At 70.3% G+C, this 25,669-nt stretch carries 20 protein-coding genes and 1 pseudogene; 6 read left to right on the top strand and 15 right to left on the bottom strand.

Going from position 1 to position 25,669, the window contains the following annotated elements; genetic code table 11:
- Window positions 1-2: 2 nt before the first annotated feature.
- The 4 genes from FSY98_RS10650 to FSY98_RS10635 form a co-directional block, all read right to left on the bottom strand.
- Entirely contained in the window at window positions 3-5,276 is a 5,274-nt protein-coding gene (locus tag FSY98_RS10650; protein ID WP_186307620.1) for a choice-of-anchor G family protein, read from the bottom strand.
- A gap of 432 nt (window positions 5,277-5,708) precedes the next feature.
- Entirely contained in the window at window positions 5,709-7,742 is a 2,034-nt protein-coding gene (gene recQ / locus FSY98_RS10645; protein ID WP_144876445.1) for a DNA helicase RecQ, read from the bottom strand.
- Window positions 7,743-7,790: 48 nt separating this feature from the next.
- On the bottom strand, window positions 7,791-8,030 hold the full coding sequence (locus FSY98_RS10640; protein WP_144876443.1) for a toxin: 240 nt from the start codon (window positions 8,028-8,030) through the stop codon (window positions 7,791-7,793).
- On the bottom strand, window positions 8,027-8,290 hold the full coding sequence (locus FSY98_RS10635) for a ribbon-helix-helix domain-containing protein (protein ID WP_144876441.1): 264 nt from the start codon (window positions 8,288-8,290) through the stop codon (window positions 8,027-8,029). Before FSY98_RS10635 ends, FSY98_RS10640 begins: the two co-directional genes overlap by 4 nt.
- A gap of 98 nt (window positions 8,291-8,388) precedes the next feature.
- Between FSY98_RS10635 and FSY98_RS10630 the strand changes: the two genes are divergently transcribed.
- Together FSY98_RS10630 and FSY98_RS10625 are read left to right on the top strand one after the other, a co-directional pair.
- The gene (locus FSY98_RS10630; protein WP_144876439.1) at window positions 8,389-8,718 is read left to right on the top strand and encodes a GNAT family N-acetyltransferase; all 330 of its coding nucleotides are present in this window, start codon (window positions 8,389-8,391) and stop codon (window positions 8,716-8,718) included.
- Window positions 8,718-9,635 (top strand): pirin family protein, encoded by a 918-nt coding sequence (locus tag FSY98_RS10625; protein WP_144876437.1) that lies wholly within the window; start codon window positions 8,718-8,720, stop codon window positions 9,633-9,635. Before FSY98_RS10630 ends, FSY98_RS10625 begins: the two co-directional genes overlap by 1 nt.
- Window positions 9,636-9,797: 162 nt before the next feature.
- Here the strand turns inward: FSY98_RS10625 and FSY98_RS10620 are convergent, their stop codons facing one another.
- The 8 genes and pseudogenes from FSY98_RS10620 to FSY98_RS10590 form a co-directional block, all read right to left on the bottom strand.
- Window positions 9,798-12,854, bottom strand: a complete 3,057-nt coding sequence (locus FSY98_RS10620) for a S8 family serine peptidase (RefSeq protein ID WP_144876435.1) — start codon at window positions 12,852-12,854, stop codon at window positions 9,798-9,800.
- 147 nt (window positions 12,855-13,001) lie between these two features.
- Window positions 13,002-14,459 carry a cation acetate symporter gene (locus FSY98_RS10615; RefSeq protein WP_144876433.1) on the bottom strand — a complete coding sequence of 486 codons (1,458 nt, stop codon included), beginning with the start codon at window positions 14,457-14,459 and terminating at the stop codon, window positions 13,002-13,004.
- Window positions 14,456-14,830: a heavy metal transporter gene (locus FSY98_RS10610; protein ID WP_144876431.1), complete on the bottom strand. Its 375-nt coding sequence runs from the start codon at window positions 14,828-14,830 to the stop codon at window positions 14,456-14,458. Before FSY98_RS10610 ends, FSY98_RS10615 begins: the two co-directional genes overlap by 4 nt.
- Window positions 14,827-15,339: a LytR/AlgR family response regulator transcription factor gene (locus tag FSY98_RS10605; protein WP_396652339.1), complete on the bottom strand. Its 513-nt coding sequence runs from the start codon at window positions 15,337-15,339 to the stop codon at window positions 14,827-14,829. The genes FSY98_RS10610 and FSY98_RS10605 overlap by 4 nt, the downstream gene beginning before the upstream one ends.
- A gap of 64 nt (window positions 15,340-15,403) precedes the next feature.
- Window positions 15,404-15,562 (bottom strand): annotated as a pseudogene (locus FSY98_RS17025) (hypothetical protein); the annotation flags it as partial.
- Window positions 15,563-15,569: 7 nt separating this feature from the next.
- Complete coding sequence (locus FSY98_RS10600; protein WP_144876429.1) at window positions 15,570-16,754, bottom strand: sensor histidine kinase; 1,185 nt, start codon at window positions 16,752-16,754, stop codon at window positions 15,570-15,572.
- A gap of 125 nt (window positions 16,755-16,879) precedes the next feature.
- Entirely contained in the window at window positions 16,880-17,125 is a 246-nt protein-coding gene (locus FSY98_RS10595) for a YbdD/YjiX family protein (RefSeq protein ID WP_222119149.1), read from the bottom strand.
- A gap of 1 nt (window position 17,126) precedes the next feature.
- Window positions 17,127-19,409, bottom strand: coding sequence for a carbon starvation CstA family protein (locus tag FSY98_RS10590; protein WP_260857356.1), 2,283 nt, complete (start codon window positions 19,407-19,409; stop codon window positions 17,127-17,129).
- A 184-nt stretch (window positions 19,410-19,593) separates the two neighbouring features.
- Between FSY98_RS10590 and FSY98_RS10585 the strand changes: the two genes are divergently transcribed.
- The 4 genes from FSY98_RS10585 (at window position 19,594) to FSY98_RS10570 (ending at window position 23,637) form a co-directional block, all read left to right on the top strand.
- Window positions 19,594-20,136, top strand: coding sequence for an ECF transporter S component (locus tag FSY98_RS10585; protein ID WP_144876427.1), 543 nt, complete (start codon window positions 19,594-19,596; stop codon window positions 20,134-20,136).
- A 71-nt stretch (window positions 20,137-20,207) separates the two neighbouring features.
- Window positions 20,208-21,938 (top strand): ABC transporter ATP-binding protein, encoded by a 1,731-nt coding sequence (locus tag FSY98_RS10580; RefSeq protein WP_144876425.1) that lies wholly within the window; start codon window positions 20,208-20,210, stop codon window positions 21,936-21,938.
- Entirely contained in the window at window positions 21,935-22,750 is an 816-nt protein-coding gene (locus FSY98_RS10575; RefSeq protein ID WP_144876423.1) for an energy-coupling factor transporter transmembrane component T, read from the top strand. The genes FSY98_RS10580 and FSY98_RS10575 overlap by 4 nt, the downstream gene beginning before the upstream one ends.
- An 11-nt stretch (window positions 22,751-22,761) precedes the next feature.
- A complete protein-coding gene (locus tag FSY98_RS10570) occupies window positions 22,762-23,637 on the top strand; it encodes a siderophore-interacting protein (RefSeq protein WP_144876421.1) in 876 nt (291 codons plus the stop codon).
- A 21-nt stretch (window positions 23,638-23,658) separates the two neighbouring features.
- Here FSY98_RS10570 and FSY98_RS10565 read toward each other — a convergent pair whose 3' ends face one another.
- The 3 genes from FSY98_RS10565 to FSY98_RS10555 form a co-directional block, all read right to left on the bottom strand.
- The gene (locus tag FSY98_RS10565; protein WP_144876419.1) at window positions 23,659-24,030 is read right to left on the bottom strand and encodes a type II toxin-antitoxin system PemK/MazF family toxin; all 372 of its coding nucleotides are present in this window, start codon (window positions 24,028-24,030) and stop codon (window positions 23,659-23,661) included.
- On the bottom strand, window positions 24,027-24,248 hold the full coding sequence (locus tag FSY98_RS10560; protein WP_144876417.1) for a ribbon-helix-helix domain-containing protein: 222 nt from the start codon (window positions 24,246-24,248) through the stop codon (window positions 24,027-24,029). Before FSY98_RS10560 ends, FSY98_RS10565 begins: the two co-directional genes overlap by 4 nt.
- A 121-nt stretch (window positions 24,249-24,369) precedes the next feature.
- Window positions 24,370-25,533 (bottom strand): acyl-CoA dehydrogenase family protein, encoded by a 1,164-nt coding sequence (locus tag FSY98_RS10555; RefSeq protein WP_144876415.1) that lies wholly within the window; start codon window positions 25,531-25,533, stop codon window positions 24,370-24,372.
- Between the last annotated feature and the right edge of the window lie 136 nt (window positions 25,534-25,669).

Genomic DNA, 25,669 nt, shown 5'->3' with positions numbered 1-25,669 from the left:
CGCTACTCGACCATGCGGTCGGTCGCGACGGTCTGCGCTCGGCGCCTGCCGTACCGGACGGCACCGAGACCCAGCATCAGCAGCAGCCCCGCGAGGGCGATCCACCCGCCCTGCACCTGGCCGCCGGTCGAGGCGAGCCCGGAGGCCACCACCTGGAACGTCGCCGCCACACTGCCGGAGCTCGCCCCGGTGAGCGTCACCGTGTGAGTCCCGAGGTCGTACTCGGCCGGGATCGTCCACGTGAAGGTGACGGTGCCCTGCTCGTCGGCGATCTGGGTACCCAGCGCCAGCGGGGCGGACGTCACCACTCCGGTGACCCTCTCACCCGGTGCGAAGCCGGTGCCGACCGCCGTCTGGCGGTCGCCGCGCTCGAGCACGGGAACCCGGATCGTGATGCCGAGCTTCGACCCGGGGTCGGCTGCGGCGTCCGCAGAAGCCGAGGCTGAGGCTGTCGCCGAGGCTGAGGCTGTCGCCGATGCGTCCGCCGTCGCCGAGGCCGTCGCCGAGGCCGATGCCTCCGCCGTCGCGGATGCCGAGACGTCTGCGGCTGCCGAGGCCGAGGCCGTCGCCGATGCCGAGGCGTTCGCCGCCGCGGCCGCCGAGGCGGTGGGATCCGCATCGGCCGAGGCCGAGGCATCCGCCGCACTCGTCGACGTCGCGTCGGTCTGGGCCGCCGCCTGGGCCGCCGCCGCGACGGAGGCGTTCGCCGTGGCCGTCGCGCTCGTCGAGGCGTCGGTCGACGCGTCGGTGGTCGCCGCCGCCTGCGCCGCCGCGGCCGCCGTCGCATCCGCAGCCGCCGAGGCGCTGCTCGTGGCATCAGCCAGAGCCGCCGCCACCGCTGCAGCCTCCGCGGCCGCGTTGCTGTCGTCGTCGGCCTGTGCCGAGGCCGCTGCCGACGCCGAGGCGTTGGTGTTGATCTCGGCCGAGGCGTCCGCCGATGCCACGGCATCCGCCGATGCAACAGCATCCGACGAGGCATCCGTCGACGCGGTGGCGATGGCTGCGGCGCTCGCATTGGCAGCCGCACTCGTGCTCGCGTCCGAGGTCGCCGAGGTATCGGCCGCCGTGTTCGACGTGGCGTCAGCGAGAGCCGCCGCCTGCGCCGCGATCGCCGCGCCGGCGTTGGCCGACGAGGTCGAGTCGGCGGTCGCCGCCGTCGAGGCTGTGGCGGTCGCCGCCGCCTCCGACGCCGCATCGGCTGCCGGATCGGCCGCGGCCGACCCCTCGGCGGTCGCGTCGGCGAAGGCCGCTGCCTGCGCCGCCGTCTCCGCCACCGCGTCGCTGGATGCGTCGGCATTCGCGGATGCGGATGCCGAGACCGCCGCGTTCGCGTTGGTCGATGCCTCCGACGACGCGTCGGTGGACGAGTCGCTCGTGGCCGCCGACTCCGACGAGGACGCGGAGTTCGCGTCCGCCGCCGTCGAGGCCGCCGCGTTGACGTCGTCCGACGCGTCCGCCTGAGCCGCCGCCTGTGCGGCGACCGCCGCCGCAGCGTTCGCGGTGGTCGTCGAGTCCGTCGAGGCCGTCGTCGATGCATCGGTGGTCGCCGCCGCCACCGCCGCTGCCGTCGCGTCTGCCGTCGCTGCGGCGGATGCCGATGACGTGGCGTCTGCGAGGGCCGCCGCTTCGGCGGCCGCCTGCGCTGACGGATCGCCGTCAGCAGTGGCGTCGGCCGATGCGGATGCGGATGCTGCGGCGTTGGTGTTCACGTCGCCCGGGTCACCGGCGGTGACCTCCGTCGTGTCGGTCGCGGTGATGGCACCGGCCGAAGCGGTGAGCGTGTAGCCCGCACCGGGAGTCGTGTCAGCGGGAACGGGATAGTTCGCCGTGAACGCGCCCGACCCGTCGGTGGTCGCCGTCACGGGACCGCCCACGTCGGCCCCGCCACCCGGCGCGGTCAACTGCAGGGACACGGAGGCGTTCACCGGCCAGCCGGTGCCCGTCACCGCGAGGTTCGTGCCGGCCGGCACGGACGGAGCCGCGTCGACCACGACGGGAGCCGCCGTCACCTCGGTGGTGTCGGTCGCAGTCTGGGTGCCGGCGGTGGCCGTCACCGTGTAGCCGGGGGCCGCAGGGGTTCCTGCGGGCACCGGGTACGAGACGGTGAACCCGCCGAGCGGACCCGTCGTCACCGTCACCGGGCCACCGACCGCCGCACCGCCGGGGGCGGTGAGCTGCACGGAGACCTCTGTGTTCGCGGGCCAGCCAGCACCCGAGACCGACAGCGAGGTTCCCGCCTCGACGGTCTCGTCCGCATCCACCGTCGCTGCCGCCGTGATCTCGGTCGTGTCGCTCGCGCTCTGCGCGCCCGCCGTGGCCGTCACGGTGTACCCGGCGGCGGGTGTCGCCGACGCGGGCACGGGGTAGCCGATGGTGAAGCCGCCGCTGGCGTCGGTGTCCGCGAGCACGGGTCCGCCGATGGGGGCACCGCCGGGAGCCGTGAGCTGCACCGAGACCTGCGAGTTCGCGGGCCAGCCGGTGCCGGTCACCGGAAGCTCGCTCCCTGCCTGCGCCGCATCGGCCGCGTCGACGGCTGCCGCCGCGGTGATCTCGGTCGTGTCGGTCGCCGACTGGGCGCCGGCCGTGGCCGTCACGGTGTAACCGGCTCCGGGCGTCGCCGACGCGGGGACCGGGTAAGCGAGCGTGAATCCACCGCTGGGGTCGGTGGTCACGAGCTCCGGTCCGCCGACGGCGGCACCGCCCGGGGCGGTCAGCTGTACGGACACCTGCGTGTTGGCGGGCCAGTTCGCACCGGTGATGGGCAGATCGGTGCCCGCCTGAGCAGCGTCGGCCGCGTCGACCGACGCTGCGGCCGTCACCTCGGTGGTGTCGGTCGCGGTCGCCGTTCCAGCGGTGGCGGTCACGGTGTATCCGGTACCAGGCACGGCGGAGGCCGGCACGGGGTAGGCGAGCGTGAAGTCGCCGGTCGCGCCGGTGGTGACCGTCTCCGGACCTCCGACGTTCGCGCCACCGGGTGCGGTCAGCTGCACCGATACCTGCGTGTTCGCCGGCCAGGTCGTGCCCGAGACCGCGAGGTCGGTACCGGCTTGCACGGTCGCCGCGGCATCCACCGTCGGCACCGGCGCATCGGTGACCTCTGTCGTGTCGGTCGCGGTCTGCGTACCGGCCGTCGCCGTCACGGTGTATCCGGTCGCAGCGGGGGTACCGGCCGGAACGGGGTAGGCGATCGAGAAGAATCCGGTGGGGTCGGTGTCGGCGACGACGGGGCCGCCGACCGCTGCACCACCGGGGGTGGTCAGTTGCACCGACACCTGCGAGCTCGCGGGCCAGTTGGTTCCCGTGACGGCGAGATCGGTGCCCGCCTGCACGGCCGGCGCGGCGTCGACGGCGACAGCCGCCGTGACCTCGGTCGTGTCGGTGGCGCTGACCGCGCCGGCGGTGGCGGTGACCGTGTATCCGGCCGCAGGAGCGGCGGATGCCGGAACGGGATAGTCGAGGGTGAACCCGCCGGTCGCGTCGGTCGTCACGGTCTCGGGACCACCGACGTTCGCGCCACCGGGTGCAGTGAGCTGCACCGACACGGCCGTGTTGGCGGGGTAGCCCGAACCGGCGACGGCGAGGTCTGTGCCGGCCTGCACGGTGTCGGCCGCGTCGATCGCGGCGACGGCGGCCGCCGCCGCCTTGACGGTGGACGATGCGAGGTCGAGCGATACGCCCCCGCCGACTCCCGGCAGCAGATCGACGGCGAGTGCGCGAACGGTGAAGCTGTCGCCCGGGATGTCGCCCGGTGTCGGCTGCTCGTTGATCGTGATGTCGGCGACCTGCGACAGAACGCCCTGCAGAACCGGGTCGAGAGTCGCGAGCACCGGCGTGGTCAGCGCGGCGAGCGCCGGCTGCACAAGAGGGATGACGGAGGTGAGCGCCGTGGCCACCAACGGGCCGGTGGTCGTCGCGACCGCTGTGGTCACGGCGGTGGTCACCGGGTTCAGAAGCAGGCCGAGGTCGACACCTGCGAGCGCGATGTTGGTCGTGGCGACCGGCGCGGGCGTCGCGGTGCCGGCGAACTGGGCGAGCGTCCCGGCCACCGTGATGGAGCCGGACGTGAGGATGCCGCCCGTGATCGGACTGGTCAGGTTGACGCCCACGTTCACCGTCGTCTGGAGCGAGTTGAGCGTCGTCGTGAGAGTCGAGGCGACCTTGCCGTTCAGGCTCTCGGGGTGCGTGCCCGTGAGCGCCGAGGTGATCCCCTGCTGGATGGCCGAGATCATGGTGGCCGAGAGAACGGGGGTGTTCTCGGGCAGCGTGTTGAGGTTCGCGCCGGCGCCCGTCTCGACCAGCAGCTGCGCGAGATCGACCGAGATCGTGCCGTCGGCCAGGTCGACGAGCACCGAGCCGGTCGTGTTCTCGAGCGGTTCCTCCAGGACCTCCGTGGCGACGGTCTGTCCGACGGTGGTGAGACCCGTGATCGATGCGGTGCCGCCGGTCGCCGTGATGTTCGCGACCGCGGGGATGTCGGGAATGGCGTTGACGGTTCCGACGAGCGACGTCGCCAGGTTGGTCAGCGCTCCGCCCGCCCCCACGAGGTTGCTCACCGGGGTGACGGTGCCCTGGATGGCAGCACCCAAGGTGGTCGCGAGGCCGGCGACCAGATCACTGTGCAGATCGAGATCGAGATCCGCGATGCGGTACTCGGAGGCCGCGACCCCTGCGTTGGACTCGGCGCGGGACGCGAGTGCGCCGATGCTGACCGACGCCTGGTCGAGGACCGCGTCGGTGAGACCGGTGACGGCCAGCTGGTCGAAGAGCCCAGTGAGTTCGAGGCTCGCGGGATCGACGCTGCCGTCGATCGCCCCCGCGTCGATGGCACCGCCGGAGGTGATCGTGCCGGAGGACGCGATCGACTGGGTCTGGGTCGGCGAGGAGCTGAAGCTCTGCGCACCGCCGAGATCACCCAGCTGCAACAGGCCGGGCGTCGTGCCGTCCGTCAGAAGCGGGATGTCGACCGCGCCCACCTCGATGCTCAACGCCTCGAGCGCGGTGGCGTCGAGATCGCCCAGCTCGGGGCCTGCCGCCGACGGATTGCTCGTCAGCGTGTGGCCGAGCGTCGCGATGTCGAGCCCGCCGAGCAGGTCGGCCGGCAACTGGATGATCTGCCCCTGAGCGACCGAGGGATCGGTCGGATCCGCCGCGTCGAGGGCGTTCGCCGCCGTCGGTACCAGTGCACTCGCGAGGATGACCGCGGCGACCGTGCCGCCTGCGATTCCTCCCCCGAAGGCCCTGCGTCGCCGCAGAGCCCTCCCCTCCGAAATGTCCATTCGCCTCTCCCGTGATGCGTTTTGCCGCGTCATGGGCCCTCCCCAGGTGCCGAAGACATCATCGGCCGAGCGCATGTGTGGGAGTCAGCATACATTGAATGAAGCTTCAGTCAACAGTTGTGACCTTGCAGGCCGTCGAGTCCCGATGTCGGCGTCGTCGGCTCGGGCATTCTCGCTCCGACGGGTGCCTGAACCGGTGCGGTGCGACCTTCGTGACTGAAGATATGCCGCTGAGGGCATGGCCTCCCGCCGCGAGATCATGCTCACGATTCGGTCACGGGGTGCGAGACGCACCGCAGGACGCGGCCCCGATCATCGGGAAGGCGGGTGCTTCAAACGCTGCATGCCGTCAGGGCGATGTCTCACCCGCGCAGACGCGAGGCGCTGCACACGCGAGACCCGCCGTCCTTCCGAGTGGATCTCGCCGCGACGTCACGCCTGAGCGATCACGGAGAGTACGTCCTGGCCGTAAGCCTCGCGCTTCTTCTCGCCGATGCCGGTGATCCCTTCGAGATCGGCGAGTGATGTCGGCCGGTTCTCGGCGAGCGCGCGCAGCGTGGCATCGCCGAAGACGACATACGCCGGCTTGCCCTGCTCGCGCGCTACTCCGGCGCGCCAGGCGCGCAGCGCCTCGAAGAGCCCGCGGTCGCCGGCATCCAGAGCATCCGCGGCGCTCGCCTTGCGTGCCCGGGACGACGAGGTCGGCCGTCCGATCGTGTCCTTCCGCAGCGGCACGGCGGTCTCGCCCTTCAGCACACCGGGCGCCTCGGCTCCGGGGGCGAGCGTGCCGTACTCCCCCTGCGCCGCCAGGATCCCCCGAGCGAGCAGCTGCCTGATCACGCTGCGCCAATCCTGCTCGCTGAGATCGGAGCCGATGCCGTACGTCGCGATCTTCTCGTGACCCTGCTGGCGGATGCGCTCCGTCGATGCTCCACGCAGGATGTCGATGAGATGTCCGGCCCCGAACGCCTGGTTGCGCTCGCGCTTGAGCCGCACGATCGTCGAGAGCAGCTTCTGCGCCGGGATGAGACCGTCGAACGTGTCGGCCTTCTCGAGGCAGGTGTCGCAGTTGCCGCACGGCTCTGAGTCCTGCCCGAAGTACCCGAGCAGGTTCTGCCGCCGGCACTGCACCGTCTCGCACAGCGCGAGCATGGCATCGAGGTGCTGACCCATCCTCATCTTGAAGGTGCGGTCGCCCGGACTCTGATCGATGAGACGACGCTGCTGCACGACGTCGCCCAGGCCGTATGCCATCCAGGCGACCGACGGCAGCCCGTCGCGCCCTGCGCGACCGGTCTCCTGGTAATACCCCTCGACCGACTTCGGCAGATCGATGTGGGCGACGAAGCGCACATCCGGCTTGTCGATGCCCATGCCGAAGGCGATCGTCGCGACCATCACGACGCCGTCTTCCCGGAGGAACCGCGACTGGTTCGCCGCGCGCACCTCGGCGGGCAGACCCGCGTGATACGGCAGTGCGTCGAGCCCCTGGCCGGCGAGATACGTCGCCGTCTGCTCGACGGACTTGCGGCTCAGCGCGTACACGATTCCGGCCGCGCCGTCTGGCTGCTCGCGGATGAAGCCGACCAGCTGCTTGCGCGGATCGACCTTGGGCACGATGCGGTACTGGATGTTGGGTCGGTCGAAGCTCGCGACGAAATGCTTCGCGGTGTCGAGGTGCAGGCGCTCGGTGAGCTCCTGGTGCGTGGCCCGGGTCGCGGTGGCCGTGAGTGCCATGCGCGGCACCCCGGGGAACCGCTCGCCGAGGTCGCCGAGGGCGAGGTAGTCGGGGCGGAAGTCGTGGCCCCACTGCGACACGCAGTGAGCCTCGTCGATCGCGATCACACTGAGCGTGCCGCGCTGCAGAAGAGACGTCGTCGCGGGGCTCGAGAGGCGCTCGGGTGCGACGTAGATGAGGTCGAGCTCACCGGACACGTAGGCCCTTTCGACCTCGCGGCGCTCGTCGATCGACTGCGTCGAGTTGAGATACGCGGCCTTCACGCCGTTGGCACGCAGCGCGTCGACCTGGTCGTGCATGAGCGCGATGAGGGGACTGACCACGAGACCGGTGCCCTCGCGCACGAGAGCGGGCACCTGGTACGTGATGCTCTTGCCGCCGCCGGTGGGCATCAGCACGACCGCGTCGCCGCCGCCGATCACCTGGTCGACGATCGCGGCCTGGTCGCCGCGGAACTCCTCGTACCCGAACACGCTGCTGAGGGCTTCACGCGCGGTGGCGAAGCGGCTCGGCGTCGTTCGACGGACGGGACGAGCGGATGCCGTCACCACCGGCGTCGCAGGGCCAGGGCCCCAGTCGAGAGGCGGTTCGAAGCCCGCACCCTGCGGCTCCCAGTCCATGGGCTCCGGCGGATCGGCTGGTTCCCAGCCGGCGTCACCCCACCCGTCGGATGGCGGCTCGTCGGCGAACGGCAGGTCCTCGTACGGGTCACGGGGAGGCTGCGGCATCCCTCCAGCGTAACGACCCCCGCCGACAACCGGGCGGGACTCCACGGCTCAGGGAAGGAGGTCGAGCATGGACGGTCGGGCTTTCATCGCGTGGATGACGAGCTCGTTGCCGCTGTCGAACGCGAGCACCACTGTCTCGAGGAGTCGACCACGCGTGTCGAATCCGAGCCGTAGTTGGCGGGCGGGACTGTCGTCGTCGAGGTCCTCGATCCACAGCGGCCAGCTCGCTGCCTGGATCGCGTCGACCTCGTGGATGCCGTGCTTGAGCGCGGCAGAGTGAACCTTCACGCGGCGGCCGCGGCGAGAGCTTCCCGGATCACGTCGGAACGGGACTTGCCTTCGCGAGCCGCGCGCTCATCGATCTGCGCCAGTTCGTCGGAGGTCAACCGCAGCGCGACCACCTGCGACGGCTCTGCTCCTCGTCCGGGGCGACCGCGCCCTCGCTTGCGCAAGGCGGTGACGTCGTAGCCCGCCTCCGCTTCCGTGGACCAGGCCGCGATCTGCTCCTCCGAGACGGGCACCCCGCCGATGGTCTCCTTCTCATCCATGTGATTAATGTATGACGTAAATCGAGTAGTGTCCATCGACTCGTCATCGTCCCGCCGCACGGGGCTAGGTTGGACGCAGACGCCCGAAGGAGCATCCGATGACCGACTTCACCGTGACCCGCAACGACGACGCCTCCCGCTATGAGATCCATTCGGGTGACACGCTCGCCGGCTTCGCCGAGTTCCAGCTGCGGCCCGGTGCGATCCGGTTCATCCACACCGAGGTCGACCCCGCATTCCAGGGGCAGGGAGTCGCGGGCACGCTCGCGGCGCAGGCGCTGGCGGATGCCGCAGCCACCGGCGATGCGATCGTGCCGCTGTGCCCGTACATCGCGAAGTACCTGACGACGCACGAGATCGACGGCGCCGAGATCCGCTGGCCGCAGCGCCCCGGCGCGATCTCGGGCACCGAGCCCGCCGACTCCTGATGATCGGCGAACGCCGGATCGTCCTCGAACCGCGCGAGGTGCCGCTCGGCGGTGTGCGCGGCATGAACGTGCTGCGTCTGCTGCCGCACCGCAACCTGCCGACCATCGGCGCCTGGTGCTTCCTCGACCGCTTCGGCCCCGCCGACACGCGCATGCGGGTGGAGCCCCACCCGCACATCGGCCTGCAGACCGTGACCTGGCCGCTGGTCGGCGAGATCCGTCATCGCGACTCGCTCGGCAGCGACGCCGACCTGCGCCGCGGGCAGCTCAACCTCATGACGGCCGGCAACGGCATCTCGCACTCGGAGTACTCGATCGGCGACGGACCCGTGCCGCTCGACGCCCTGCAGTTCTGGGTCGTGCTGCCCGAGAGCGCCCGCCACGGCGCCGGCGGCTTCGAACGGCACACGGATCTGCCCGAGCTCACGCTGACTGCGACCCACGGCCCGGATGCCCGCGCCACCGTCGTGCTCGGGGAGTTCGCGGGAACGACGTCGCCGGCGACCGTGCACACCCCGATCGTCGGGGCCGAGATCGTCGTACCGGCAGGGAGTTCTGTGCGATTGCCGCTGCGGAGCGACTGGGAGCACGGGATCATGCTCGTCGAGGGCGACGCCGTGGTGTCGCAGCACCCGATGGCACTCAACGACATGCTCTATCTCGGCGACGAGCGGGATGCCGTCGAGGTGTCGAGCACGAGCGGCGCCCTCCTGTTCCTCCTCGGCGGGGAGCCGTTCGAGAGCGAGATCGTCATGTGGTGGAACTTCGCCGGCCGCACGCACGAGGAGATCGTCTCGGCGCGTGACGACTGGGAGGCGGCATCCGAACGCTTCGGATCGGTCGAGGGGCACGACGTGCGCATCCCCGCCCCACCTCTGCCCGACGTGCGGCTCATGCCCCGCGGCCGCAAGCTCTGACGACAGAAAGGCCGGTACGGCACTCACCGCGTTTCGTCTCGTCGCTGCGCTCCTCGCTCAACGACCCGCGAGGAGGCGGGACCGCCGGTCGTCGAGCGAGCGGAGCGAGACGAAACGGGGTGAGTGCCCGTCCGGCGCTCACCCCGTTTCGTCTCGTCGCTGCTACTGCCCCGTGTCCACCGTCACGACGGTGCGCACCGCCGAGTCGCCGTACTGCACGAGCCCGAGGTAACGGGTGCCGGCGGTCAGGCCGGTCCAGCTGAGGTCGTAGCTCGTCTTCTCACCCCGCACGGCGCTGATCGGATTCGGGTTCGCGGTGAACGAGCCGTCGCCCTCGGGCTGCACGGCGGCGTAGGTCATGTCCCACGTCATCGGCGCCGAGGTCGCGTACACGTTCGCGACCACCAGGTAGGTGCCGGCGGTCGGGGCGACGACCGTCACCTGCTCGTCCGCCGACCCGGTCGCCGACTGCCACCGCTCGTAGTACTGCAGGTCGTCGGGACTGACGACGCGGTACACGGTGAGGTCGAGGTCGCTGCCGGTGTCGTCCGACGAGTCGAGGTCGAAGCGCGCGAGCGTCGTGCCCTCCGGCACGTCGACGATCCACGACACGTCCTTGTTCTCGTCGCCCGACGCCTCGTCACCCGAGTGCCCGTCGACGCGGCCCTCCGGGTCTTCGAGCAGCGTGAACGGCGTGAGCCCCGACAGTCCGAGCGCGAGCTCGCCGTCGACTCCGGGCGTGATCTCGACCGTGGTCGACCCATCGACACCGGTGCCGGACACCTCTGCCGGAGCATCCGCCGTCACCGGGAACACCGCGATCGGCGAGCGCACGGTGTTCTTCTTGCTGGTCCAGGTCAGCGAGCCGGTCGCCCATTGCTCGACCGGGGCGCTGTCGTTCTCGAACGTCACCGTGAAGGTCGCCTTCTCACCGGGTCGGTTGAACGTCAGCGTCGAGGGCGACACGGTCGCCTTCACGCCTGGGACGTCGACGGATGCCGTGAACGTGCCCTTCTCGGTCGCCGTCACCGTGCGGGTGACGGTCTGCGTGCTCGCGAGCGAGCCGATCGAGATGGATGCGGCGTTCAGGTCACTGCCGTCGATGGGGTCGCCGGGGAAGTCGGCGAGCCCCTTGCCCTCGAGGAACGCCATCCAGTCGACGACGTCGTTCAGGTAGAGCAGACCAGGGTTGAACATGCGCTTCGGGTCGACCTGGCCGGCTCCCTGCTGGAACGGGTCGCGGTTCGGCGATCCGTCGGCGTTGACCGTGTCGTACGCGGTCGTCATCATCGCGGACTTGATCTCGGCGGGCTTGGCGTTCGGCCGCTCGCCCAGATAGAGGGCCGCAAGGCCGGCGATGTGCGGCGAGGCCATCGAGGTGCCGGAGAGGATGCCGAACGTCGGCGCCTCACCGGGGTCGTTGTTCGTCGCCGCGAGGATCGCCACACCCGGCGCGGCGATGTCGGGCTTCATGACGTCGCTGCCGTCCGCCAGCGCGGGTCCACGGCTCGAGAAGCCCGCGATCTGCGGCACCGGGGTCGTGACACCCGTGGTGTTCGAGCCCACGAGCGTGATGGGCCGATCGACGCCACCCTGCACGTAGGCGAGGACGGCTGCCCGGTACGCGGCGGCGAGATGCACGGTCGGCACGGCGTGGAAGTCGTTGTCGAGCGAGTCGGCCCCTCCTGGTACGTTCACGAGGACCATGCCGATGCCCCCGGCATCCTTCACGACCTGCGACTTCTCAGCGCGCGCGTTGTTGCCGCGGTCGCACACCACGATGTGGCCGGCGGCCTTCGCGGCATCGAGCGCGCCGGGCAGGCAGAGCGCGGCGTCCGCCGCCGCGGCGCCGGCTGCGGGGATGTCGCCCGCGTAGACCGACGGGCCGGTGACGGTCTTGCCGAACGGCACGCTGACCGAGGCGCCGGCCTGCGCGAACCCGTCGAACTGCACCGTGCCCTCCCAGGTCGGGATGGTGGACGCCGCGACGGTCGTGTACCAGGGCGAGGCGTGGTCGGCGGTGACCGGGTCGGGACCGTCGTTGCCGGCGCTCGTCGCGACGAAGACTCCTGCGGCGGCCGCGTTGAAGAACGCGATGTCTTCGGGAGCGAGGACGGTGGATGCCGCGCCACCGCCGATCGAATAGTTGATGACGTCGACGCCGTCGGCGACGGCCTGGTCGATCGCGGCGATGAGGTCGCTGCCCGCACAGATGTCGTCGGTGGTGACCGCGGGGTCCGGGCCGACGTAGCAGGCTTTGTATGCCGAGATCTTGGCGCCGGGTGCGACGCCCGAGATCGTGCCGAAGTCCACGCCCTCGACCGATGCCTTCACCTTGAAGTCACCGGCCGCGGTGCTCGCGGTGTGCGACCCGTGCCCGTCGCCGTCGCGCGGCGAGAGGTAGTCGTACTGGAAGTCGAACCCGGCCGCCTGCGCACCGGCCGAGAAGTACTGCGCGCCGATGAGCTTGCTGGAGTAGTCGCCCTTGTCCCAGCCCTGACCCTCGACCATGGTGGCCTGGAATCGGCCGCCGTCGGACTTGTCGAAGAACACCGACGTGCCGTCGGTGTACGGCTCGCGGCCCTTGTGGCGCTTCGAGTCCTTCTTCTGCTGCTTCAGCTTCTTGCCTGCGAACGAGGGGTGCTCCGGGGCGATGCCGGTGTCGATGACTCCGACCACGACGCCCTCGCCCGCCTTGTCGACGCCGCCCGTCTGCTGCCAGACGCCGCCCTTGCCCTTCTTGTCGTCCCCGAGGCCGAGGAAGCTCGTCGACGTCTGCGCGTCGGGGTGCCGGATGAAGTCGGGGTACACGTCGTAGACGTCCTTCGACGCGCGGAGGGCGTCGACCTGCTCGCCGGTCAGCTCGGCGCTGAAGCCGTTGAGCACGACCTGGTAGGTGACCTCGGGCGTCACACCGACCTCCTGCGCGAGGGTCTTCTGCTCGCTCTCCAGGTGCTGGACATAGCGGCGTGCGTCCTGCGACTCGGGCTCGAGCTGCTCGCCCTCGGCGGGCTTGGTGGCCTGGAGGCCGTCTACGCCGCCTTCGTAGCTGGCGAGCGGGTCGGCCTTCATGACGACGATGTAGTGCCCTGGCGTGCCCTCGATCGGGGTGGGTGCGTTCACCTCCTCGACGCCTGCGTATCCTGCGGTTGCCGTCGACGCGACGAACAGCACGGCCAGGCTCGTGGCCGCCGCCATCCGGAGGGGTGTTCGACCCATGTGCTTCTCCGATGATCACGGTGCGACCTCGTTGCCGCACCGCGGATCAAAGTAACCCGGGCCTCGCCGGGTTGCCAGGCTCGCACCGGAAACCTAGACGAATGGCCAATACATCGCTGTGCGTTGGTCGCGGGCGCGCGCGACCGCTCAGACCCGCTCGGGCGAGTGCACACGCGCGAGGAAGCGCGCGGTGCGCGGCGACGGACCCCGGGGGTCGAGCAGCGACACGGTGATCGTGACCGCCGCGGCCAGCGGGATGGTCCAGGCCGCGGGCTGGGCGAGGTAGGGCGCGGCGACCCCCACCCCGCCGATCACGGCATGCACGAGCAGCGCGAGACCGGCGGCGAGACCGCCCGACAGCATCCCGGCGACCGCACCCCTGGCCGTGAGGCCGCGCCACCAGACGCCGAGCAGCACGACGGGCGACAGCGTCGACGCCGCCACGACGAACACGACGCCGACACTCGACCCCAGGCCGGCCGGGGCGGTCAACAGCGCCAGTGCGAGAGGCACGAGCGCGCTGAGCACGGCCGAGACGCGGAAGGACCGCACGGATCCCGAGAACACGTCCTGACTGATGACACCCGCGAGTGACACGACCAGTCCGGCGGTGGTCGCGAGGAACGCGGCGAAGGCGCCGGCGACGATGAGCGCCGTGAGCAGTTCGCCCGCGACACCCGGGAACACCCGCGAGGGCAGCAGCAGCACCACCGTGTCGGCGACGCCGGGCACCGCGAGGTCGGGGGCGGCGATGCGGGCCAGGAGACCCATGGTGCTCGACACCGCGTAGAACGCGCTCACCATCCCGATCACGATCACCGTCGTGCGCCGAGCCGAGACACCGGTCGGACTCGTGTAGAACCGCACGAGCACGTGCGGCAGCCCCATGGTCCCCAGCAGGAGCGCGAGGAGCAGGGATGCCGTCTCGTACGCGTCGAACCCCGACGGCCCCGCCTCGGCGGGGAACACGAGGGCGGGATCGAAGTCGTGCGGACCGCCGCTCACCGCGAACGCGATGCAGACGACGGGCACGAGCAGCGCAGTGAGCTTGAGCCAGTACTGGAACGCCTGCACGAAAGTGATCGCGCGCATGCCGCCCGCGGCGACCGCCGCCGCGATGAGCACGGCGACGAGCACGGCACCCACCCACTCGGGCAGGCCGGCGACGACGAGCAGCGTGATGCCGGCGCCGTGCAGCTGCGGCACGATGTACAGCCACCCGATCGCGAGCACTGCGATGCTCGTGACGCGTCGAGCCGCCGTCGACTCGAGCCGCGCCTCGATGAAGTCCGGGATCGTGTACGCGCCGCTGCGGCGGAGCGGCGCCGCGACGAACACAAGCACGAGCAGGTAGCCGGCCGCGTACCCGATCGGGAACCAGAATCCGCGCGCCCCGTCGAGCAGCACCAGACCCGAGAGTCCGAGGAACGTGCCAGCCGAGAGGTACTCGCCGCTGATCGCCGACGCGTTCCACACCGGCCGCACCGTGCGGGAGGCGACGAAGAAGTCGCCGGTCGTGCGTGAGATGCGCAGGCCGTAGACGCCGATCAGCAGCGTCGCGACCATGACGAGCGCGATGCCGACGAGGTCGAGGACGGCGTTCACTCGCGATCCCTCAGGGCACGGAACCGGCGTTCGTTGCGCGCGGCAGTGCGCACGTACAGCACCGCGAACACCAGGATGATCGGATAGAACGCGTACGCCTGCAGCAGCCACGACAGAGGCAGGCCCCACACCACCAGCTGGTCGATCTGCGGGATCAGCGCGATCGCGAGGGTCAGCGCGATCACCACGAGCACGAAGCCCGCGACAGTGCCGAGGGCGAGCCGCAGCTGGCTGCGCATGAGCGCGCGGGTGAACACGGCATCCGCGTCGTCGACCGGCGAGCCGGGAAGGGCGATGCCTCGGGTGAGAGGCGCCGCGCGGCGGGTCGGCGCGTCGGCAGTGACGCGCACCCGCTTCGGAGTCTCGGTCATGGCGCGCCCTCCGCCCGCAGGAGCGCCTCGCGCACCGCCGGGACGAGGCGTCTGCTCACCGGCAGCACCGCGGCATCCACCACGACGGCCGGTTCCGCGCCCGACAGGCGCGCCTCGGTCACCGCCGCCGCGCGGACGAGGGTGGAGCGGTGGATGCGCAGGAATCCGAGATGCGTCCATCGGACCTCGAGCTCGGATATCGGGACGCGGACGAGGTGACCGCCGTCGGCGGTGTGCAGTCGCGAGTAATCGCCCTGCGCCTGCACCCAGCGCACCTCGCTACGCCGCACGAACCGCACTGTCGATCCGATCGTCACCGGCAGCACCTCGTCGTCGGTCGGGGCGGCGGCCTCACCGAGGTCGATCACGCGATCGACGGCCTGCCGCAGGCGCTCGAGCCGCACGGGCTTCAGCAGGTAGTCGGCCGCCCTCAGCTCGAACGCCTCGACCGCGCGGGCCTCGTCGGCGGTGACGAACACGACCGCCGGCGGGGTTGCGAGCGCGAGCATCGACCCGGGCGAGCTCGGTGCCGAGGAGCCCCGGCATGTGGATGTCGAGGAACGCGATGCGCACGGCGCGCCGAGACAGGATCCGCAGCGCCTCTGTGCCCGAGGACGCCGTGAGCACCTCGCCGATACGGGCATCCAGGCGCAGCAGATGCGCGAGCTCGTCGAGCGCCGGTTTCTCGTCGTCGGCGACCAGGACGTCGATCGCACCCACCTCGGTCGTCATGGAAGTCTCAGTCGTTGTCGGGATCATGCTGCGGCTGCGACTTCGGCACCCGCATGCGCACCAGGGTACCCGCGCCCGTGTTGGTCTCGACCACGAGGCCGCCGTCGGCGCCGTAGAGCTGGCGCAGACGGGTGTCGACGTTGCGGAGTCCGACGTGCAGACCGTCGTCGGCCGCCGTGAGGGTGGCACGCAGCCCGACGGGGTCCATGCCGACACCGTCGTCCTCCACCGTGACCTCGGTGTGCGTGCCGTCGTCGCGCGAGACGATGCGAATTTCGCCTCCGCCCTCGCCCGGTTCGATGCCGTGACGCACGGCGTTCTCGACGAGGGGCTGCACCGACAGGAACGGGATGACGGTGGTGAGCGTCTCCGGCGCTATCTGGAGGGTGACTCGCAGGCGCTCGCCGAACCGTGCACGCTCGAGTTCGAGGAAGGAGTGGATGCTGCCGAGTTCCTCCGCGAGCGTGGTGAACTCCCCCTGCCGTCGGAACGAGTAGCGCGTGAAGTCGGCGAACTCGAGCACGAGGTCGCGGGCGCGCATGGGGTCGGTGAGGATGAAGGAGGCGATGGCCGTCAGCGCGTTGTAGATGAAGTGCGGGGAGATCTGCGCGCGCAGCGAGCGCAGCTCGGCCTCGGCGAGCTGCGTGCGCGACGCGTCCAGGGAGCCCAGCTCGACCTGTGCCGCACACCAGTCGGCGACCTCTTGCGCGGCACGGACGAGTGCCGCCCCCACCGGCGAGGCGAAGGCCACGACGGCGCCGATGACCTGCCCGTCGACGACGATCGGCGCACCGACACCCTCCAGATCGTCCGACCGCGCGTCGGGGGTGCGGAACACCTGCCGCCGTTCCGACGCGCGCACCTGCTGGGCGATGCGCATCGCAGCGGACTCCAGACCGTCCGACGGCCCGTCGAAAGACAGCGTGCCCTCATCGCCGACGATCGCGACCGCTGCACTGCCGAGCAGCACGCGCAGATGCCGCGCGGCCTTGACCACATCCGGCCCCGCCAGCCCTGCGCGCAGGTGCGGAGCGGCCAGGCTCGCCTGATGCAGCGCCTGCAGCGCCGCCCGCTCGGCGTCGCTGCCGAGGTCTGCCGACCCGCGAGCGAGCCGCCGCGCGAGCAGCAGGAGCACCGTGAGCACGATGCCGCCGAGCGCGCCGAGGATCGCGGCGAGGACGACGTCGTTCATGACCTCAGCCTAGGCATCCGGCATCCGCATCCGGCTCTCTCGCGTCTGCGTCCCGCGCCACGCCTCGCGTCTGCGTCCCGCGTCCCCGAGCGTCGAGGCGCGGGGCGCGGGGACACAGCGGCCGCTCAGCAGCAGCGCGCCCCGGGGTTGCGGTCCTGATCGTCCATGCGCTGGCGCCAGAACTGCCGCTCGGTCAGCGGCTCCTCGTCAGGATGGTGGCGACGGTGATGGGCGACGTAGGTCGCGTACGCGGTGTCGCCCATCAGCGTCGTCATGTACCACCGGATGCCGCGGCCCACCCGCCCCACGCTGCACCAGAGTGCGCGCAGATGGGTTGCCGCAGCATCCGTCCGATTCATCGTGTCGGTCATCTCAATGACTCGATGCCTTGCGCTCGTCGGCGAGGATCGGCTCCCACTGCTTCTCGAGCTCGCGCTCCTCGGCCGTGGGGAGGAATCCCGCGGGGGCGTAGCGGCGCGACGCGACAGGCTGATCCTCGGTGTTCTCGCCGCCGCCGTTGCGGATCGCCCTGATGGTCGCCACGACCGCCGCGATCATCACCACGATCGCGAGCGTGACGAAGATGATCGACAGCGTGCCCTGCACCGCGGTGTTACGGATGACGGCCTCAAGCACCTTCGGCTCGCCGAGTGACGTGTCGCCCGAGTTCAACGCCTCGAGGTAGCGGAAGTGGTTCGCCCAGTACCCGATGGCGGGGACCGGCGACAGGATCTTGTACAGAGACGCCGTGATCGTGACGACAGCCGTGAACGCGAGCGGCAGGCCGATGATCCACAGCCACTTGAAGTACGACCGTCCGCGCTTCGCGACGATCGCGAGCACCACGGCGAGCGCGATCGCGGCGAGCAGCTGGTTCGCGATGCCGAACAGCGGGAAGAACGTGTTGATGCCGCCGAGCGGGTCGGTGACGCCGAGGATGAGGATTGCGCCCCATCCGGCCACCATGATCGCGGTGCAGATCCACACGCCGGGACGCCACGAGACGTCACGGAACCTGGGGAACCAGGCGCCGATCGAGTCCTGCAGCATGAACCGCGCGACCCGGGTTCCTGCATCCACCGCGGTGAGGATGAACAGCGCCTCGAACATGATCGCGAAGTGGTACCAGAACGCCATGAGCGCCTGACCGCCGAGAGCCTGCTGCATGATGTGCGCGAGGCCGAGGGCGAGCGTCGGGGCGCCGCCGGTGCGGGAGACGATCGACTCCTCGCCGACCGCCGCCGCGGTGCCCGTGAGCATGTCGGGTGTGAGGTTCACCCCCGTCAAACCCAGGGAGTTCACGAAGGCGACGGCTCCCTCGACGGTGCCGCCGGTCGCGGCGGTCGGAGCGTTCATCGCGAAGTAGATGCCCTGATCGATCGAGATCGCGGCCACGAGGGCCATGATCGCCACGAACGACTCCATGAGCATGCCGCCGTAGCCGATGAAGCGGGTCTGACGCTCCTTCTCGACGAGCTTCGGCGTCGTGCCCGAGGCGATCAGCGCATGGAAGCCCGAGAGGGCACCGCAGGCGATCGTCACGAACAGGAAGGGGAAGAGCGGACCGGCGAACACCGGACCCATGCCGTTCTCGCCGAAGACGCTGACCGCCGGGACCGAGATCTCCGGGCGGACGAGCACGATCGCGCCCGCGAGCATCACGATCACGCCGATCTTCATGAACGTCGACAGGTAGTCGCGCGGGGCGAGCAGCAGCCACACGGGCAGCACCGCGGCGATGAAGCCGTAGACGATGATGCCCCACGCGATCGTCGTGCGGTCGAGGTGGAAGATCGCCTGGCCCCACTCGGTGCCGGCGACCCAGCCGCCCGCGATGATCGCGGCCATGAGCAGCACGAAGCCGATGATCGAGACCTCGGTGACCTTGCCCGGGCGCAGGTAGCGCAGGTACACGCCCATGAAGAGCGCGATCGGGATGGTCATCGCGACCGAGAAGACACCCCAGGGGCTCTCGCCGAGAGCGTTCACCACGACCAGCGCGAGGATCGCGACGATGATGAGCATGATGAGGAGGGATGCCACGATCGCCGCCGTGCCGCCGATCTTCCCCAGCTCCTGGCGGGCCATCTGGCCGATCGTGCGGCCACCGCGGCGCATCGAGAAGAACAGCACGGTGTAGTCCTGCACGGCACCGGCGAGCACGACGCCGACGATGATCCAGATCGTGCCGGGCAGGTACCCCATCTGCGCGGCGAGCACGGGCCCCACGAGCGGACCGGCGCCGGCGATGGCGGCGAAGTGATGGCCGTAGAGCACGCGGCGGTCGGTCGGGACGTAGTCCTTGCCGTCCTGCTTGACCTCGGCCGGGGTGGCACGGCGGTCGTCGGGGCGTGTGATGTAGCGCTCGATCACCTTCGAGTAGAAGCGATAGCCGATCAGGTACGTGCAGACCGCCGCGAACACGAACCAGATCGCGTTCACCGTCTCGCCGCGGACGATGGCGAGCATCACCCAGGCGACACCGCCGAGCAGGGCGATGGCCGTCCAGAGCAGGATCTTCGGCAGGGTCCAGCGGCGGGACTTCTCGTGGTGCTCGTCGGTCAGGGCGACCGGCGGAAGCTTCGGGTCGGTGACGATCACGGGATCGTCGGCGGTGGTCGCGGCGCCGCGGCTGTGCGGCGAGGATGCGGTCATGGGGTTCTCCTCGGGATGCGCGTCATTGCGTTCATCCACGCTAGGGATCGTCGGCGGCCGGACGGATGCCGTGGGCGGCGCCGTGCGACGAGCGGTGCGGACGATGCGACGAACGGATGCCGTCGAGCCTTTTGCAAGGGAGCTCGGGGCGTCCTCGGCATCCCTCCGCAAGTAGTCTGGAGGGGTGGCCCGCACCCCTCTTCTGTCGACGCGCGTGCTGCTCGTCTGCGCCGCGATCGGGGTCGCCACCGGCATCCTGGGCGGCATCGCCGGCCTCATCACGCCGGGAGTCCTCGTGCTCGCGCCCTACCTCTACGGCCTCGTGCTCGGCTCGCACGTGCTGCCCGGGATCATCGCGCAGGAGGTGCTGCGCCGGCCCCTTGTCGCGCTCGTCACGCACGTGATCGCCGCTCTCATCTCGAGTGCGTTCAACCCGGCGTGGGCGCTGCGCTTCATCGGCACCGCACTGCTGTTCGGCGCGATCCAGGAGGGCATCGCCGCGCTCACGCGGTACCGCGCCTGGGGCGCCTGGCGGTTCTTCCTGTCGGCGGGTGTGATCGGCATCCTCGTCGCCGTCGTCGTGTTCTTCGCCGCGCATCTCGGTGCCCTGCCGCTGTGGGCCCAGGTCGCGTACCTCGTGGTGTCGGTGCTCGGCCCCGTCGCATGGACCGCTGTCGGGCTCGCGATCGGCTCGGCGCTCAGTCGAGCCGGCGTCGCGCGTCGCTGAGGCACGCATCGCGGGGTAGGTAAGGCTCGGCTAAGTTAGAGGTGTACCGATCCGCGACCTGGGATGACACCGTGCGCTCGACCGAGCCCCTGCTCCGCGTGCGTGACCTCTCGATCACCCACGCGGATTCCCTACGCCCCTCCCCCGTCGACGTCTCGTTCGACATCCACCCCGGCGAAGTGGTGCTGCTGCTGGGACCCTCGGGATCCGGCAAGTCGACGCTCACCCTGGCACTGAACGGGCTCATCCCGCACGCGGTCCCGGCGGCGATGACCGGCACCGTGACGGCCGGCGGGCTCGACACGACCGAGGCGATGACGCCGACGCTCAGCACCCGCGTCGCGATGGTGTTCCAGGATCCCGATGCGCAGATCGTGACGGGCACGGTCTACGACGAGGTCGCATTCGGGCCCGAGAACCTGCTGCTGCCCGTCGACGAGGTGCACGCCCGCACCGAAGCCGCCCTGCGCCGCGTCGGCCTGTGGGAGCGCCGCGACGAGAACCCCGACCGGCTGTCGGGCGGCGGACGGCAGCGTCTCGCGATCGGGTGCGCGCTCGCGATGGGGTCGCCGCTCATCGTGCTCGACGAGCCGACCGCCAACCTCGACCCGCAGGGCATCGACGACGTGTACGCGGCCCTCGCCGACGTCGTCGCCGCGGGAGACCGAGCGATCCTGCTCGTCGAGCACAACCTCGACGCCGCGATGGGATTCGTCACGCGCACGATCGTGCTCGATGGTGCGGGATGCGTGGCGTTCGACGGTCCGCCCACCGCGGTGATCCGCGAGCACGTCGACGAGCTCGTCGCGATGGGCGTCTGGCTGCCTGCCGCGACCATCGCCGGACTGCGGATGCGGGATGCCGGTGCCACGCTCGATCCGCTCCCGCTGACGCCGGACGAGCTCGCCTCAGCCCTCGCCGCGGCCAGCACCTCCCCCGGGTCGTCGAGCGAGGGGCGCAACGACGAGACGAGACGCGGCGTCAGTCCCGGAACACCTCACCCCGTTTCGTCTCGCTCCGCTCGCTCAGCGACCGAGGGCGGGGACCCGATCGTCCGCGCCCGCGACCTCACCGTGGGACGGGGGCGCACCGAGATCCTGCACGGCATCGACCTCGACATCGCACCAGGCACGCTCACCGCGATCGTCGGCACGAACGGCGCGGGCAAGACGACGCTGCTGCAATCGCTCGCCGGTGTCGTGCCGCCGCCGAAGCGACGGGTGACCGTCAGCGGGATCGACCCCGGGCGGGCGTCCCCGCGCGACCTTGCGAGCCGGATCGGCTTCGTGTTCCAGAACCCCGAGCACCAGTTCATCTCGCACACCGTGTTCGACGAGCTCGCGCACGGCCTGCGCCTGCAGCGCACTCCCGATGCAGAGATCGGCGAGCGGGTCGGAGCGATGCTCGCCCGGTTCGGCCTCGAGCAGAAGGCGCAGGTGCATCCCTTCCTGTTGTCGGGCGGTGAGAAGCGTCGACTGTCGGTGGGCACCGCACTCATCACCCGCCCCCGGGTGCTGGCACTGGACGAGCCCACGTTCGGCCAGGACCGCGCCAGAGCGTCCGAGCTCCTTGCTCTCCTGCACGACCTCCGCGATGAGGGCACGACGATCCTCCTCGTGACCCACGACCTGCAGCTCGTCGCCGAGCACACCACGCACACGGTCGTCCTGCGTGACGGCCGGGTGCACGCGGCCGGTCCGACCGCCGATCTCTTCCGCGACGAGCAGACGTTCGCGTCCGCCGGGCTGCGACTCCCTCCGCTGCAGCGCCTGCTCGCAGCATCCGGATGGGCGATCGCATGACCCTGACCATCGATCCGTTCGCGGCGCTCGCGCCGACGTCTCGTCGCCAGTTCCTCTACGGGATCAATCCGCTCGCGAAGATCGCGGCCGTCGTGCCGGCGATGGTGCTGCTGGTCTTCGTGCGCGACCTGGCGACGCCCGCCGCATTCCTCGCCCTGTCGGTCGGGCTCCTCGTGGTGGGTGCCCGGGTGACGGCCCGCACGGCGGCACTGCTCTTCGGCATCCTGCCCCTGGCGATGCTGGTCGTCGGATTCGGCTTCTCGCTCTGGGTGGATGCCGCGCTCGTCGCCGAATCGCCCGCCGTGCTGCGGATCGGTGCGTGGAGCCTGCACGAGGGCGCGCTGGCCATCGGCTTCGCCACTGCTCTGCGTCTCGGGGCGATCATCGCGCTCTCGCTCATCGGCGGACTCACCACGACCGGCCCCGACCTCGTGCGGGCGTCCGTGCAGCAACTGCGCGTGCCGTACCGCATCGGCTACACGGCACTCGCAGCGTTCCGCTTCGTGCCGCGCTTCGGTCACGAGCTGTCGGTCATCAGGGCAGCGCACCGTGTGCGCGGGCACCACGGCGGCAGCGGGCCCTTCGCCCGGATCGCCCGCGGCTGGGGGTACATCGTCCCGTTGCTCGCCGGTGCGATCCGCCATGCCGAACGCGTGGCCCTCGCGATGGACTCCCGCGCCTTCGGCGCCCACCCCACCCGCACCGAGCGGCATCTGGTGCCGTTCCGGCTGCGCGACACCGTCTTCATCGTCGTCTGCCTCGCTATCTCCGCCGCGGTCTTCGTGGCCTTCCATCCCTGGCACCTGTCCTGAAAGGCGTCCCCATGGCATTCAGCAAGCTCGTCAAGCCCGACTCGTCGGAGCTCATCCGTCTCGAAGTCGTGCGCACCCAGCGGCTCGCGCCGCACTGGGTCAGGGTCACGCTCGGGAGCGGAGATGTCGAGCGGTTCCAGCCGATGGGGTTCGATCAGTGGTTCCGCCTGTTCCTGCCGATCGGCGGGGATGCCGGCCTCGACCGCGTCCCTGCGAAGGCGAACAAGTTGTTCGGATACCTCAGGTTCCTGCGCATCCCCGACGGCGAGCGACCGGTGATGCGCAACTACACGGTGCGGGCACACCGAGCGGCGACCGTCGATCGAGGGGCCGAGATCGACGTGGACTTCGTGCTTCACGGCTCCGCCGCCGACGGGACGGCCGGCCCCGCCTCGCGCTGGGCCGAGACCTGCACGCCGGGCGAGAACGTGCTCATCATCGACGAGGGTCTGACCTTCAACCCGCAGCGCGGGGTCGACCGGGTGGTGCTCATCGGCGACGAGACGGCTCTGCCGGCGATCGCATCGATCTGCGCCTCGCTGCCGACGAGCGCGACGGGCACCGCGATCGTCGAGGTCCCGTCCGACGCGGACGCTCTGGACTTCCCGCACCCTGCGGGTGTCGACGTCGTGTGGCTCACCCGCCCGCACGAGTTCCCGCCCGGATCGCGCGCGCTCGCGCAACTGCACGACCTCGCGCTCCCCGACGCACCGTTCCACGCGTACGCCGCGGGTGAGCAGTCACTGGCCTCGGGCGTGCGCAAACACCTCGTGGGCGAGCGGGGCGTCGACAAGGACTCCGTGAGCTTCTGCGGCTATTGGAAGGCGGGTGCCGCGTCACCGGCGTCCAAGACCGCTCGGGATGCCGCGGCCGAACCGCTCGCGTGACCGGGACGTCTCGCTTGGAATTCAGAGCGCCAGATGCAGGCGCATGGCCTCGTCGATCTCCGCGACGAGTTCAGCAGGAACCCACCCCACGGGTCTGACGATCCGGTCAACAGCGATCGTTCGTATCTGCTCCGCTTGCGCCTTCGAATCGCGGTCGAGACCGGTGGCCTCTGCGGGGAGCAGCACCTGAAACGGGCGCACCCGCGCGACGTTCGACGTCAGCGGCACTATGGTCACCGTCGCCCGGGCCGATCGCGCAGCCGCACCATTGGCGGTGTTGTTACTCACGAGGACCGCAGGTCGCGTCTTGCTCGCCTCCGAGCCCACCGCTGGATCGAGGGAAACGAGCAGAATCTGTCCTCGGCGCAGAAGCAGCAGCGCATCTGCAGTCATGCGCTGGCCAGTCCGTCCTCGTCGGCCGCATCCCAGGCGTCGTCGTAGTCCTCGGCATATGCCTCGGCGTAAGCGTCAGCCAGTCGGCTCTCCCGCAGCAATCGCACGGCATCCTGCACCGCCGCTGAGCGCGAGGAATATCGTCCGCTCAGCGCCTCCAGATCGAGGAACGCCACGTCCGCTGTGCTGAGACTGAGGCTGATCTTGGTGTTACTCATGCCGTCGATGCTACTCCGGTAGCAATACTCTTGCCACCGATCGCCCCACCGAAGTTCCTGCCACCGGTATGCAGCAGGTGCACGCGAAGGCCCCGGGCGAACCCGGGGCCGTTCGACGTTCTCAGCGCTTGCCGGCGATCTGACGCCCGACGATCTCGCGCATGATCTCGTTGGTACCGCCGTAGATGCGGTGCACGCGCGCATCGAGGAAGGCTCGGGCGATGGGGTACTCCGTGATGTACCCGTAACCGCCGTGCAGCTGCACCCCGGTGTCGAGCACCTCCCACTCGCGTTCGGTGGCCCAGAACTTGACCATCGCGGCTTCCTCCGCCGACAGCGCGCCCTTCGAATACGCGCGCAGCGCGCGGTCGATGTACGCCCAGAGCGCATCGACGGTGGCTGCCATGTCGGCGATCTTGAAGCGCGTGTTCTGGAAGTCGATGATCCGCTGGCCGAACCCTTCGCGGTCCTTGGTGTACGCGACGGTCCAGTCGAGGGCGGCCTGCGCGGCGGCGGCACCCGCAACGGCGATGGACAGGCGCTCGAGCGGCAGGTTCATCATCAGCTGGATGAAGCCCTTGCCCTCCTCGCCGCCGATGAGGTTCTCGTCGGGCACGAACACGTCGCTGAACGAGAGCTCGGCCGTGTCGTGACCCTGGAAGCCCATCTTGTGCAGCTTCTTGCCGTGATCGAAGCCCTCCATCCCGTTCTCGATGAGCACGAGGCTGAAGGCATCCGGGCGATTGCCCTCGCCGGTCTTGACGAACGTCACGACGAGGTCGGCGGTCGCGCCCGACGAGATGAACGTCTTCGCGCCGTTGACGATGTACCCGCCGTCGGTCTTCTTCGCGGTGGTCTTGATGCCGCGCAGGTCGGAGCCCGCACCCGGCTCGGTCATCGCGAGAGCGCCGATGACCTCGCCGGTGGCCATGCGCGGCAGCCACTTCTGCTTCTGCTCCTGCGTGCCCATGTGCACGAGGTACGGGACGGCCAGGTCGTCCTGGATGCCGAAGGCGCCCGCGAGCGAGCCCGCCCCCGCGGCGATGACCTCTTCGTTGACGATCGCGCGGAAGCGGTAGTCCTGCAGCATCCCCGCGCCGCCGAACTCCTCCGGCACGGACAGTCCGATGATTCCCGCCTCGCCTGCGGCGAGCATGGTCGCGCGATCGACCTCCCCGTCGGCGTCCCATTTCTCGATCGCCTCGTGCGTGACGTGGCGCTTGACGAAATCCTTGGCGAGGTCGCGGAATGCCTCGTGATCCTCTTCGTAGATGTCGCGTTCCATGGCGTCCTCCCGAACGTGTCGTGCGTCATTGCTCCGGCGATCATATGCCGGGGCGACGACGACAGCACAGCGCGTTGTGAGAATGCATCCCACATTCAGTGACACTGGGTACCGCGATTGTCGGATGCCGCCAGAC

Origin of the sequence: Microbacterium sp. 1.5R (assembly GCF_007667425.1) — a bacterium.
In the GTDB taxonomy this organism is placed as follows: Bacteria; Actinomycetota; Actinomycetes; order Actinomycetales; family Microbacteriaceae; genus Microbacterium.
The sequence above is the reverse complement of the archived record's forward strand: the minus strand, read 5'-3'. Positions and strand labels throughout refer to the sequence as shown.